The sequence below is a fragment of the Streptomyces sp. NPDC090127 genome (assembly GCF_044746945.1).
Lineage (GTDB): Bacteria > Actinomycetota > Actinomycetes > Streptomycetales > Streptomycetaceae > Streptomyces.
In genome coordinates this window covers 340,575-353,644 of the sequence record NZ_JBIVDE010000003.1, presented here as the reverse complement: position 1 = coordinate 353,644, position 13,070 = coordinate 340,575, and the positions used below count along the sequence as shown (strand labels likewise).

10 protein-coding genes are annotated in these 13,070 nt (G+C 74.2%); 1 reads left to right on the top strand and 9 read right to left on the bottom strand.

Annotation, left to right across the window (positions count from 1 at the left end):
* Positions 1–278 precede the first annotated feature (278 nt).
* The 3 genes from ACIPPS_RS12705 to ACIPPS_RS12695 all read right to left on the bottom strand — a co-directional run bounded on the left by ACIPPS_RS12705 (position 279) and on the right by ACIPPS_RS12695 (position 4,408).
* Positions 279–2,309 carry a phosphocholine-specific phospholipase C gene (locus ACIPPS_RS12705; protein WP_401430229.1) on the bottom strand — a complete coding sequence of 677 codons (2,031 nt, stop codon included), beginning with the start codon at positions 2,307–2,309 and terminating at the stop codon, positions 279–281.
* Positions 2,310–2,495: 186 nt separating this feature from the next.
* Positions 2,496–4,142 carry a SpoIIE family protein phosphatase gene (locus ACIPPS_RS12700; RefSeq protein ID WP_401430227.1) on the bottom strand — a complete coding sequence of 549 codons (1,647 nt, stop codon included), beginning with the start codon at positions 4,140–4,142 and terminating at the stop codon, positions 2,496–2,498.
* An 11-nt stretch (positions 4,143–4,153) separates the two neighbouring features.
* Positions 4,154–4,408 (bottom strand): LapA family protein, encoded by a 255-nt coding sequence (locus ACIPPS_RS12695; protein ID WP_401430225.1) that lies wholly within the window; start codon positions 4,406–4,408, stop codon positions 4,154–4,156.
* A 135-nt stretch (positions 4,409–4,543) separates the two neighbouring features.
* Here ACIPPS_RS12695 and ACIPPS_RS12690 point away from each other — a divergent pair, with 135 nt between their 5' ends.
* Positions 4,544–6,787, top strand: a complete 2,244-nt coding sequence (locus tag ACIPPS_RS12690) for a PAS domain-containing protein (RefSeq protein ID WP_401430223.1) — start codon at positions 4,544–4,546, stop codon at positions 6,785–6,787.
* Between the two features lie 47 nt (positions 6,788–6,834).
* Here the strand turns inward: ACIPPS_RS12690 and ACIPPS_RS12685 are convergent, their stop codons facing one another.
* The 6 genes from ACIPPS_RS12685 to ACIPPS_RS12660 all read right to left on the bottom strand — a co-directional run bounded on the left by ACIPPS_RS12685 (position 6,835) and on the right by ACIPPS_RS12660 (position 13,047).
* Positions 6,835–7,554, bottom strand: a complete 720-nt coding sequence (locus ACIPPS_RS12685) for a GntR family transcriptional regulator (RefSeq protein ID WP_401430221.1) — start codon at positions 7,552–7,554, stop codon at positions 6,835–6,837.
* A 71-nt stretch (positions 7,555–7,625) separates the two neighbouring features.
* On the bottom strand, positions 7,626–8,627 hold the full coding sequence (locus ACIPPS_RS12680; protein ID WP_401430219.1) for a proline racemase family protein: 1,002 nt from the start codon (positions 8,625–8,627) through the stop codon (positions 7,626–7,628).
* A gap of 13 nt (positions 8,628–8,640) precedes the next feature.
* Entirely contained in the window at positions 8,641–9,507 is an 867-nt protein-coding gene (locus ACIPPS_RS12675) for a dihydrodipicolinate synthase family protein (protein WP_401431387.1), read from the bottom strand.
* Positions 9,508–9,627: 120 nt separating this feature from the next.
* Positions 9,628–11,238 (bottom strand): FAD-dependent oxidoreductase, encoded by a 1,611-nt coding sequence (locus tag ACIPPS_RS12670; RefSeq protein WP_401431384.1) that lies wholly within the window; start codon positions 11,236–11,238, stop codon positions 9,628–9,630.
* A gap of 148 nt (positions 11,239–11,386) precedes the next feature.
* Entirely contained in the window at positions 11,387–11,737 is a 351-nt protein-coding gene (locus ACIPPS_RS12665) for a (2Fe-2S)-binding protein (RefSeq protein WP_401431381.1), read from the bottom strand.
* Between the two features lie 134 nt (positions 11,738–11,871).
* Entirely contained in the window at positions 11,872–13,047 is a 1,176-nt protein-coding gene (locus ACIPPS_RS12660; protein ID WP_401430217.1) for an NAD(P)/FAD-dependent oxidoreductase, read from the bottom strand.
* Between the last annotated feature and the right edge of the window lie 23 nt (positions 13,048–13,070).

Here is a 13,070-nt window from a genome sequence, read left to right as displayed (position 1 = left end):
GTCGAGGTGACCGTAGGCGAGAAATGTCGGCCGAAACAAGACGCCGAATGCACGGCCTGTTCGGCGGGGGATTCCCGAGCCGCGCCCGGCGCCCCGAACTTCCTTGGCGGGTAAGGGAACGGGGCCCGTGGGGAGATCGTTCGAGCCTCGGCGTGATTCGCCTCACCTGCCGTCTCATTCCGGACATGCGGGGAAAACCAGCCGAGTTGAGAAATGGGGCACAAGGGGGATTAAGCCCCTTGTGCCCCATTTTGGCCTGGGCTGCGGCTGTGCGGGCGTCAGCCGGTGACGCTCGGGGCGCCCGTCTCGATGTGGCCGGTGTAGCGGCGCGACCACGTGCCGTCGATGTCGGCCAGGATCGTGAAGTCGTACCAGCCGCCCTGGTACGCCACCGCGTTGAAGAAGTCCTCGCGCGAGGAGTTCGCCGCCACCGTGTACGTCCAGGGGCCGTCCGTGCGGTAGGCGTTCGAGCGGATGGTGAAGGTCACCGGTCCGGCCGAGGCGTTGGTGAGCTTGAAGAAGATCGCCGTCTTCCCGGTGCCCGCCTCGGTCGCGAACCGCGCCGCCACCTCGATCGCCTTGCCCGCCTTGGAGGCGTCGCCGATGAAGCGGCGCAGGAAGCGGTTGGGTCCCATCATCGAGATGTCGTATTTGCCCGCACCCGACCCGGTCCCGATGTTGAAGAAGTCCGTCGACGTGGCGCCCGGGTCGACCGTGTACTGCCAGGCCGCCGTGTCCCGGTGCTGGTGCGGGTGGATCGTGACGTGCGCCGGCCGCTTCGCCTGCGCGCCCCGGTTCGACATCGAGAACCAGGCGAGGATCTTGCCCGCCGCCCCGAACTCGAACCGGTCGAGGTTGCCGTTGACCTGGTACGGCAGCGCGCGCGCCGGGCGCGTCCCGGGTTCCTGCGCCGGCAGGGCGTTGTCCTGCGGCACCGGGTTGGGCAGCGGACCGCAGGTGTCCTGGCCGATGACCTTGGCCGTGGAGGGGAGACCCGAGGGGACGCCGTACACCGGGCGCGCGAAGTCGAAGACGCCCGTCAGGTCGCCGGTGACCTTCCGCCGCCAGGCGCTGATGTGGGGGCAGGTGGCGGGGGTGCCGAGGGCGGCCGTCCAGGTCTCCATGAAGCGCAGCACGGAGGTGTGGTCGAAGACCTCCGAGCTGACCCACCCGCCGCGCGTCCAGGGCGACATGACGAGCATCGGCACCCGGAAGCCCAGGCCGATCGGCACCCCGTCGATGTACTCGCCGGGGGTGCCGGGCGGGGCGACGGGCGGCGGCACGTGGTCGAAGAACCCGTCGTTCTCGTCGTAGTTGAGGAACAGCACGGTGGAGTCGAAGACCTCGGGGTCCGCGGCCAGCGCGCGGTAGACCAGGTCGACGAAGTGCGCGCCGTCGCCGGGCGGGGCGTAGGGGTGCTCGGAGAACGCCTCGCTCGCCACCACCCAGGAGACCTGCGGGAGCGTCCCGGCGACGACGTCGGCGCGGATCGCGGCGGCGATGTCGTCCGGCGTGGAACCGGTGACCTTCGGCACCGAGCCCATGCCGCGGTCGTACAGCGGGTCGCCCGGCCGGGCGTCGGTGAACTTCTTGAAGTACGCGAGGCCGTTGTCGCCGTAGTTGTCCTGGGCGTTCTGGTAGACCTTCCAGCTCACCCCGGCGCGCTGGAGCGCCTCGGCGTACGTCTCCCAGGTCAGCCCGGACTCCTCGCCGCCGTCCTTGCTGGAGGCGTCGATCTTCCCGCTCCACAGGAAGGTGCGGTTGGGGCCGGTGGCGCTGAGCGCCGAGCAGAAGTAGGCGTCGCAGACGGTGTAGTTGTCGGCGAGGGCGTAGTGGAACGGTATGTCGCCCCGGTCGAGATAGCCGAGGGTGCGGGTGTTGCCGACGCCCGTGACCCAGTTGTCCATCCGGCCCTTGTTCCACGCCGCGTGCTGCGAGGTCCAGCTGTGCGGCAGGTCGCCGTTGCACTGGGCGAGGGTCTCCCCGTCGACCCCGCCCGCCGGCGGGGTGGCGCTCAGCTTCCACGGGAACTGCCGGCCGCCCCAGTCGGGCTGCTGGAACATGCCCCAGCCGCCCGGGATGTTGCCCGCCGCCCGGTCGCCGAAGCCGCGTACGCCGCGCAGCCTGCCGAAGTAGTGGTCGAAGCTGCGGTTCTCCTGCATGAGGACCACGACGTGTCCGACGTCCTTGATGGTGCCGGTCGCGGCCGCGGCCGCGGCCGACGCCGTGCCGGACCCCGCGGGCAGTGCCGCGCCCGCCGCGATCCCTGCCCCGATCCCGACGAATCCCCTGCGGCTGATGGGAGTCAATGCCCCGCCTCTCGTGTCACCACGTGCCCCACTGGCACACGGTGGACAGGATGAGGGAGGGAGCCTTAAAGGTATACCTCCGTGCGGTAAGGCTTGGGTGAACATCCGAGGGGTGGCGCGTGGTGGGGCAGTGATTGGTTCGGGTGTGGACCAATGCGGCGGTGGGGGGAGTCCGATCCGTACGGCCTAGGGAGCCGCGCCCGTGCCGTCCCGGCGCACCATCAGCAGCGCCGCGTCGTCCTCCGCGTGCGGGCCGCCGGTGAGGGTGTCGAGGAGGTGGTCGGCGAGGTCCTCCAGATCGGGCGGCCCGGCCGAGAAGGCGGCCGCCAGCCGCGCGAGGCCGATGTCGAAGTCCTCGCCCGGCTTCTCCACGAGCCCGTCGGAGTAGAGCAGCAGCGTCCCGCCCGGCGCGAGCCACGCCGTCGTGTACGGATAGGCGGTCATGCCCCACTCGGCGGGCAGGCCGAGCGGCGGGCCGCCCGCCAGCCGGACGCGTTCCACGGTGCCGTCGGCGTGGCGCAGCAGCGGCGGCGGATGGCCCGCGTTCGCCGCGTGCACCTCACCCGTGTCGAGCGCCACCCGCAGGTACTGGCAGGTCGCGAACCGGTCCACGTCCAGATCGGCCAGGAACGCCGACGCCTTGCCCAGCACGCTGTGGCAGGCGTGGCCCTCCGCCGCGTACGCCGACATGGCGACCCGTAGCTGCCCCATGAGCGCCGACGCCTCGGTGTCGTGGCCCTGCACGTCACCGATCGCGAGCCCGAGCCCGCCGTCGGGCAGCGCCACCGCGTCGTACCAGTCACCACCGACCCGTACCCCCTTCCGGGCGGTCCGGTACCGCACCGCGATCCGGGCCCCGGGCGTCCGCGGGATCCGACGCGGCAGCATGGCGCTCTGCAGCGCGGCCGCGATCTCCAGCGAACGGTCGAGCGGCACCACCCGGTGCACCGCCCGGCCCACCGCCCTCGCCCAGCCGCTCATCAGGGTGTGGTCGGCGAGGCTGAAGACCGACCGGTCGTCGAAGAAGACCCCCAGCGCGCCGAGCGGCTGCCCCTCGTCGATCAGCGGCAGGAACGCGGCGGCCGTGGCGCCGATGCCGTTCCGGTAGGGCGCCAGCCTCGGATAGCGGTCCAGGAAGGCGTGGGCGGAGGTGAAGAAGAGCGGACTGTTCGTGCGGACGGCGTCGTTCAGCGGCCAGGAGTCCGCGAGCCGCGACTTCCGGGGGAAGTCGGTGGCGTTCGGCGAGAGCACCGTACGGACCACCTGCAGACGGCCCTGCTCCAGCACGCCCAGGGACATCGCCTTCGCGCCGAGCGGCCGCAGGCTCGGCTCGCCGCCGAGCACCTCGGCGACCTCGCTGACGCTCATCGTGCGGGCCAGCGCGAGCACACCCTCACCCAGGGCACGCAGCGGATCCTGTTCCTCCTCGGTCGGCATCCGCAGCGCGGAGTGCGCCAGGTCCGGCGTGGCGTCCCGGACCACGCCCACCACGCGCGTCGCCGCTCCCCGGCGGTCGCGTACCAGGGAGCCCCGAGCGTGCGTCCAGCGGCTGCGCCCGTCGTGGAGCACGACACGGAAATAGGCGCTGTACGTCTCGCGGCGGCCGGCCAGGAGATCCGCGGAGAGCCCCGACAGCAGGTCCCAGTCCGCCGCCCGGATGCGCGGGCGCAGCTCACCGGCGAGGCCGGTGAACTCGGCCGGGAGCAGCCCGAACACCGTCCGGGCCATGGCGTCCAGGGCCAGCCGCCCGCTCGCCGGGTCCCAGGCGAAACAGCCCGTACGGGTCGCCACGAGCGCCTCGCCCGGCTCCAGTCGGGGGTCCCTGTCGCCCATCGGGGTGCCGGTCAGGGCCGGGCGCGCCGATGGGCGATGTACATGCCGAGCGCGAACCCCACGAGGAGCGTCACCGTGAGGACGCTCCACAGGGGCAGGGTGACCGTGGAGACCCACAGCCGGATCGTGACCGACCCCGTGTTCGCGGCGATGAACCAGATCGCCAGAGCCGCGAGCACCAGGAAGCCGATCGTGCGCAGTCGCATGTCCCGGCCCTTGACGGTCACCGTCGAGGGTGCGTGCGGGGGTGATTCCTTACGAGCCATAGCGCCCATTATCGGATGATTCGGGCAAGTGTGCCGGTCGTCGAGGCGCCGTCTTTCCCGGGATGCCCCGGCGCCCGGGCGGAGCTAGGCTGCCTCGACAACGGTGATGTCCGCCGACGCCGAGTGCGAGGCACGATGGCAGAGCGTGAGGAACCCCCGGGCCGGGCCGGCCGCAAGGGGCGTGGAGCCGTCGCCGTCCTCGACGGGCGCGGAGTGGTCGTTGCCTGGAGCCGGGCGGCCGAACGGCTCCTCGGCGTGGGCCGCTCCCGCATCCTGGGCCGCCCCGTGACCGACCTGCTCACCCAGGTGGACGTCGAGGAGCTCTCCGAGGGCGTGACGGTCGGACCGGTTCCGAACCGGGGCGCGGCCGAGCCCGGCCGCTGGGGTCTGTGGCCCGCGGGACCGCTGCCCGGAGGCATCCGCTCGGGCGTCCTGGAGGCGGTCTTCACCCAGTCGCCGGTCGGTCTGCACGTGGTCGACCAGGACCTGAGAGTCCTGCGCGTCAACTCGGCGGCGATCGGCATGCGCGGGGTCCCGGAGGGGGAGATCGTCGGCAGGTACTTCACCGAGGTGTACGACCGTTTCGAACCCCTGCCGCTGGAGCGGTGCCTGCGCCGGGTCCTGGCGACCGGCATGCCCGACTTCGACCGCCGGGTGGCCGGCTACCCGACGGCGGACCCCACCCGCGAGCACATCTTCTCCCTCTCCGTGTTCCGGCTGGAGGACGACGAAGGCCGGCCACTCGGTCTCGTGGCCTCCGCCGTCGACGTCACCGCCCGCGACCGCGCCCGCGACCGACTCGACGTGCTGCACCGCGTCCACGCGCGCATGGGCCTCAGCCTCGACCCCGTGCGCTGCGCACAGGAACTCGCCGAAGCGGTCGTGCCCGTCCTGGCCGACGTGGCCACCGTCGCCCTCACCGCGCCACCCCTCCACGGCCCCGACGCCGACGTGATCCCGGCCGCCGACGATCCCCCGCGCTGCGCGGCCGTGTGGCCGCCGGACGCGGAGGGGACGCCGCAGGTGGGGGCCGTCCTGCCGCCGATCGGTTTCGACGAGGACGGGGACGGGGACGGCCGCGTCATGGACGCGTACGGGGCCACCCCGTACGTCGAGACGCCGGCCGGCGGCGCACCCGCCGTCGTCGCGCCGATCGTCCTGCGGGGCACCCTCCTCGGGGTCGCCCGCTTCTGCCGACCGCACCGGCCCGACCCCTTCGAGGACGACGACCTCCGGCTCGCCGCCGACCTCGCGGCCCACACGGCCGTCTGCATCGACAACGCCCGCCGCTACGAGCACTCCCACGCGGTGGCGCTCGCCCTCCAGGGCAACCTCGTCCGTCCGGGCCGCACCGCCAGCAGCACCATGGAGACCACCCACCGCTACCTCCCCAGCGGACTCGGCACCGGCGCCTGGTTCGACGTCATCCCGCTCTCCGGCAGCCGCGTCGCCCTGATGATCGGCCACATCGCCGGAGTCGGACCGGACGCCACCGCTGCCATGGTCCAACTCCGGTCCGCCGCACAGGCCCTGGCCGCGCTCGACCTCGACCCGCACGACCTCCTCGCCCGACTGGACGACGTCACCCACCGCCTCGACGAGGAACGCCTGGCCGCCGGAAACACCGAACGCCTCACCGCCCAGTGCGTGTACGCGGTGCACGACCCGGTCACGGAGACCTGCGCGCTGGCCCGGGCCGGCAGGCAGACCGTCCTCGTCGGCACCCCCGACGGCGACTGGCGGACCGAGCCGCTGGAGGAGACCACCCCGCTCGGCGAGGAGGGGCCGCCCTTCGCCGCCGACGAGATCCTGGTCCCGCCCGGCAGCGCCCTCGTCCTCCTCTCCGGCCGCGCGGCACCCGACGACCCGGCCGTCACCGCGCTCCGCGCCCGCCTGACCGGCGCGGACCCGCCCCGTACGCTCGACGACACCGCCCTCGACGGACTGCCCGCCGACCAGGCGGCCGTCCTCGTCGCCCGCACCTGCGCCGTCGGCGCGGGCGACGTCGCCGAGAAGGACATCGAGCAGGAACTGTCCTCCGCCGCCGAGGCCCGCCACTGGGCCGTGGACCGACTGGAGGAATGGGGCCTGGCCGAGACCGCCTTCGCCGTCGAACTCATCGTCAGCGAACTCGTCACCAACGCGATCCGGTACGGCACCCCACCGATCCGGCTCCGGCTCATCCGCAACCCCGCGGACTCCACCGTCACCTGCGAGATCTCCGACAGCGGCGGCGCCGCCCCGCAACTGCGCCGCGCCCGGGCCGCCGACGAGGGCGGCCGCGGTCTCTTCATCTCGGGGGAGCTGTCGGACCGTTGGGGCGTGCGCTGGTCGGACCGGGGCAAGACGGTCTGGACGGAGAGTTCGTACCTCCCGTGAGCCCGCCGGCTTCCGAGCGGCCCCGCGAGGCGCCTGCGAACGGGGAGTCAGCCGCCGGCGCGCGGCCTGCCGACGGTCGTCGCGGCGGACGGCCGCGCGCCCTCGGCGTCCCGTGCCCACAGCGACCGCACATGACTCAGATGACGGACCATGCACGCCTCCGCGCCCATCGCGTCCCCCGCCACCATGAAGTCGAGCAGTTCCAGATGCTCCTCGGCGGACGGCAGCAGCTCACCCCGCTCGTCCAGCGCGGTCAGCCCGTAGAGCCGCGACCGCTTGCGCAGGTCCCCGACGGTCTCCACCAGGCGCTCGTTGCCGGACAGACCCAGCAGGGTGAGGTGGAACCGCCGGTCCGACTCCAGATAGCCGATCAGATCGTGGGCGCGCGCCGCCGCCACGATCTCCTCGGCGATCGGGCGCAGCGCCCGCAACTCCTCGCGGTCGGCCGTCAGGGTCACCCGGCCCACCGTCGGCACCTCGATCAGCAGCCGGATGTCCGTGTACTGGTCGAGATCCCGCTCGTCGACCTCCGTGACCCGGAAGCCCTTGTTGCGGACCGGCTCGACCAGGCCCTCGCGGGCGAGGTCGAGCATGGCCTCGCGTACCGGTGTCGCGGAGATGCCGAAGTCCTCGGCCAGGCCGGGCGCGGAGTACACCTGACCGGGCTTGAGCTCGCCGGAGATCAGCGCGGCCCGCAGAGCATGGGCCACCTGGTCCCGCAGGCGTTCCCGGGTGGTGATCAGTTGGCTCTGCTTCAGATGGCCCATGTGCCGTTCTCCGACTTCCGCTTGTCGCGCCGCCCGGCTGCCGGGGCGTGGCGCCGCACCAGCGTACAATTTCACATGAGGAACCCTCCCGGGAACGGGTCGTCGGGGTCCAGGAAGTACTGCGCGGTGCCCGTGATCCAGGCCCGCCCGGTGATCACAGGGACGACGGCGGGTACGCCGCCGACCTCGGTCTCCTCGACGAGCCGGCCGGTGAACCGGGTCCCGATGAACGACTCGTTCACGAAGTCCTGGTGCAGCGGAAGCCGCCCCCGCGCGTGCAGTTGTGCCATGCGCGCGGAGGTTCCCGTGCCGCAGGGGGAGCGGTCGAACCAGCCGGGATGGATCGCCATGGCGTGCCGGGAGTGCCGGGCGTCCGAGCCGGGGGCGGTGAGGTGGACGTGCTTCACGCCGCCGATCTCCGGCCGCAGCGGATGGGTGGGCCGGTCGGTGGAGTCGATCGCCTCCATGATCGCCAGTCCGGCCTTGAGTAGATCGTCCTTGCGCGCGCGGTCGAACGGAAGCCCGAGCGCGTCCAGTTCGACGAAGGCGTAGAAGTTGCCGCCGAAGGCCAGGTCGTAGGGGACGACACCGAACCCCGGCACCTTCACCTCCCGGTCCAGGGCGGCGCAGAAGGCCGGGACGTTGGTGAGGCTCACCTCCTTCGCGACCCCGTCCTCCACCCGTACCTCCGCCCGCACCAGACCGGCGGGGGTGTCGAGCCGGACGGTGGTCACCGGCTCGGAGACCGGCACCATGCCGGTCTCCACGAGCACGGTCGCCACCCCGATCGTCCCGTGGCCGCACATCGGCAGCAGCCCGGAGACCTCGATGAACAGGACCCCGAAGTCGGCGTCGGGGCGCGTCGGAGGTTGCAGGATCGCGCCGCTCATCGCGGCATGGCCCCGCGGCTCGTACATCAACAGCGTCCGGACGTGGTCCATGTGCTCGATGACGTGCAGCCGGCGTTCGGCCATCGTGGAGCCCGGGATCACCCCGACCCCGCCGGTGACGACGCGGGTGGGCATCCCCTCGGTGTGCGAGTCGACGGCGTGGAAGACATGACGGGTGCGCACGGCGGGGCTCCTCTCAGTTCCGGCCGTCGGCGACGGCCTTCTCGGTGGCGGCCCTGACCTCGGCCTCCACCGCGCCCGTCAGGGGCGAGCGCGGCGGACGACAAGGGCCGCCGGGGCGGCCGACGACGTCCATGGACACCTTGATCGCCTGCACGAACTCCGTCTTCGAGTCCCAGCGCAGCAGCGGGTGCAGCGCCTTGTACAGCGGCAGCGCCCGGTCCAGGTCACCGGCGACGGCCGCCCGGTACAGCTCGGCGCAGGACGCGGGGAAGGCGTTCGGGTAGCCGGCCACCCAGCCGACCGCGCCCGCCAGGGCCAGTTCGAGCAGGACGTCGTCGGCGCCGATCAACACGTCGAGCTCGGGCGCGAGTTCGGCTATCTCGTAGGCCCGGCGGACATCGCCGCTGAACTCCTTGACCGCCACGATGTGACCGTCCGCGTGCAGCCCGGCGAGGGCGGCGGGCGTGAGGTCCACCCGCGTGTCGTGCGGATTGTTGTACGCGACGACCGGCACGCCGACGGAGGCCACCTCCGCGTAGTGCGCGCGGACGGTGGCGGGGTCGGCGCGGTAGGCGTTGGGCGGGAGGAGCAGGACGGACCCGCAGCCCGCCTCGGCGGCCGCCTCGGCCCAGCGGCGCGACTCGGCGCTCCCGTAGGCCGCGACCCCGGGCATGACGCGCGCGCCGTCCCCCGCCGCCTCGACGGCGGTACGGACGACACGGGCGCGCTCCTCGTCGCTCAGCGTCTGGTACTCGCCCAGCGACCCGTTCGGCACGACGCCGTCGCAGCCGTTGTCGAGCAGCCACCGGACGTGGGCGGCGTAGGCGTCGTGGTCGACGGAGCGGCCCTCGTCCCGGAAGGGGAGCGCGGTGGCGACCATGATGCCGCGCCAGGGGCGGGCAGCGGTCCAGTCGGCAGGGGCAGGGGCAGGGGCAGGGGCAGGGGTGACGGTCACGTGGAGCCCTTCGGTGATGTGATGTGACATTGCACTGGTGAGGTGTCAGGAGTGCGAGGCGTCCCGGGGACGGGCGCCGCCCGATGGTGGCTCCGGGGCCTCCTCCAGCGCCGCCAGCGCGCCCAGGGTGACCGGCACGGCCAGCGGTCGCCGCTCGGGGGAGCCGGGCAGGGCGCCGGCGCCCAGGAGGTCCGGTCGCCCCGCGCCCCGCGCCAGGCAGGCGACGGCGGTGCCGCAGATCCGGCCCTGGCACCAGCCCATGCCCGCACGGGTGAGCAGCTTCACGGTGCGGGCGTCCCGGGCACCCAACTGCTCGACGGCCTCCCGAACGCGCCCCGCCTCGACCTCCTCGCACCGGCACACCTCCGTCGCGTCGTCCAGCCAGTCGACCCAGCCGTCCTGCGGCGCGTGCGCGGCGGCCATCAGCTCGGCGAAGGCGCGCAGGCGCGAGCGGGTGCGCAGCAGCGCCCTGGTCCGCGCGGGCGGGCCCTCCGCCGCGCACCCCCGCAGTCGTACCGCGACCGCCGCTCCCGCCAACTCTCCCTCCGCGAGGGCGAGTCGGACGCCGCCCACGCCGGCGGTCTCGCCCGCCGACCAGAGCCCGGGCACCGACGTCCGTTGACTCGCGTCCACGACCAGGGCGATCGCGCCGTCCGCCGTGGTCCGCGTGGCGCAGCCCAGCGACGTAGCCAGGTCGATCCGGGGGACGAGGCCGTGGCCCACCGCGAGCGCGTCGCAGGTGATCCGCCGCTCCGTGCCGGGAAGGGGCCGCCAGTCCCGGTCGAGCCGGGCCACGGTCACCGCCTCCACCCGCTCCGCGCCGTGCGCCCGGACCACGGCGTGCCGCCCGTACGGACGCACCCCGTGGGCCGCCAGCGGCACGCCGTGCGTCAGGGCCTCCGCCCACTTGGCGGGGGCCAGGGCGAGGACGTCGGGCCGCCGGGCGTAGCCGCGGTAGCCGGCCGCCTCCACCACCGCCGGGACCCTGGCCCCGGCCGCGACCAGGGAGGAGGCCACGGCCAGCAGCAGCGGCCCGCTGCCCGCGACGACGATCCTCGGCGCGCGGGGAACACCGGGCCGACGGTCCGGCCGTCCGTCCGACGGCCCGTCGGGCGGCCCGTCGGGTTGTCCGCCAGGTGGCCCGTCGGGTTGTCCGCCGGGCAGTACGAGCCCCGCTTTCAGCATGGCCTGGGCCCCACCCGCGCCGACCACCCCGGGCAGGGTCCAGCCGGGGAAGGGCAGGTGGCGCTCGGCCGCTCCCGTGGCCAGCAGGACGGCCCGGCCCCGGACGAGGACCGGCCGGTCGCCGGCCCCGTCGGGCCCGGTGACGGCGTGCACCGCCCAGGAGGCGCCGTCCGCGCCCGCGCCCCGGACGCCGTCGGCCCGCTCGGGCGTCACGGTCCACACGTGGTGCTCGGGGAGGTGGACGCCTCCGCTCGCCGCCCAGCGTCGGCGCAGGGCGTCGAACGCCGCCCAGTCGTGGTGCAACGCCTCCGGCCGCGTGGCCCCGAGGCCCGGGGCGGGATGCCGGTAGAACTGGCCGCCGAGCCGGGCGTCACCGTCGAGCAGGGCCACGGACAGACCGCGCTCGGCCGCGGTGACGGCCCCCGCGAGCCCGGCGGGCCCGGCACCGACGACCACCAGGTCGTACGGCACGGGGGAGGGAGCCCCGCCGGGGGCGCCCGCCGCGGACGGGCCCCGCGCGTGGCGGCCCGTGGACGGATCCCCGTCGCCGTGCGCTGCCACAGACGGATCCCGCAGGCCCTCCGCGGACGGCGCCCCGCCGCGGTGGCCCGCTGCTCCGTCACGGGGTGTCGAGGTCGGCATGGCCGTGGCCCTCCTGGGTGGTGACGACGTCCCCCGGGGCGGCCGGGACGAGACAGGCGCGGCGGCCCGGGCGGCCGTTGACGGTGACCAGGCAGTCGAAGCACTGGCCGATCCCGCAGAAGACCCCGCGCGGGCGACCGCCGACCCGGGTCGTGCGCCAGCTGAGGATGCCGGCCGCCCACAGCGCGGCGGCGAGCGACTGCCCCGGCGGCGCGGTCATCGGCCGCCCGTCGAACGTGAACGGGACGGGCGGGCCGAGCGGCCTCGCGTCGACGAGCCGGCGCGGGTCGCGGGCCCGGTCGGCGTGGCGCCGGAGACGACGGAACATGCTCACTCCCAGCCGAAGGGGGTCGGGGCCGGTGCGCGGGGCGTCGCCCCGGTCGTCGTTCGGGTCGCCCCGGGTCACGCGGGGTGCTCCGGAGTCTTCCGCGTCGCCCCGGTCGTCGTTCGGGTCGACCCGGGTCACGCGGGGTGCTCCGGAGTCTCCTCGGCGAACCGCTCCGGACGGAAGGGCCGGGCGTCCACGCCGGGCGCCTGTCCGGTCAGGAACCGGGAGACCAACAGGCCCGTGGCCGGGGCCAGTCCGATGCCCGCGCCCTCGTGGCCGCAGGCGTGCAGCAGCCCCGGGGCGCGCGGGTCGGGGCCGATCGCCGGCAGATGGTCGGGCAGGTACGGGCGGAAGCCCGCGTACGCCCGCGTCACCCGCACCCGGGCGAGCACCGGGAACAGCCGGGCGGCGCCCGCCGCGAGCCGGCTCACGGCCGGTGGCGACAGGGTGCGGTCGAAGCCGACCCGTTCCCGGCTGGCGCCGATCAGGACGGGCCCGGCGGGCGTGCCCTCGACCACCGGGGAGGTCTGGAGCGCGGCCGAGTCGCTCGCGACGTCGGCGACGTAGTCCGCCGCGTACACCTTGTGGCGCACCAGGCGCGGCAGCGGCTCGGTGACCAGGACGAAGCCGCGGCGCGGCAGGACCGGGAGGGCGACGCCGGCGAGCCGGGCCAGTTCGCCGCCCCAACTACCGGCCGCGTTCACGACGTTCGGCGCGTACAGCTCCGCTCCGGTCGCCGTACGGATCCCGCGCACGGCGCCGTCGGCCCCGGTGAGGAGCGCGGTGACCTGCTCGCCGAGGCGCGGCGTGGCGCCCGACGCGCGCAGCAGCCGCGACGCGGCGAGCGCCGGTTGCACCTGGGCGTCCTGCGGGTAGTGGAACGCTCCGGCGAGCCCGTCGGCGAGGTGCGGTTCCAGGTCGTGGAGCCGATCGCCGGGGATCTCGTACGCCTCGACGCCGGCCGCTCCCTGTAGCTCGGCGAACCGGCGCAGCGCGTCAAGACCGGTCGGGTCGGAGGCGACCACCAGGCCGCCCTTGGCCTCGAACTCGGTCTCCGCCCGCAGCGCGGGGGTGAGTTCGCGCCACAGCCGGAGCGAGAGCAGGGCGAGGTCCAGCTCGGGACCGGGCTCCTTGTCGGAGACCAGCAGATTTCCCTCGCCCGCTCCCGTCGTGCCGCCCGCGACGGGGCCGCGGTCGACGACGATGACGGAGAGGCCCGCGCGTGCGGCGTAGTACGCGCAGGCCGCGCCGATCATTCCGGCGCCGACGACGATGACGTCGACCGCCGTGGAAGGGTGTCTCGTGGGCACCTCAGTAATATTTCACATGCCAC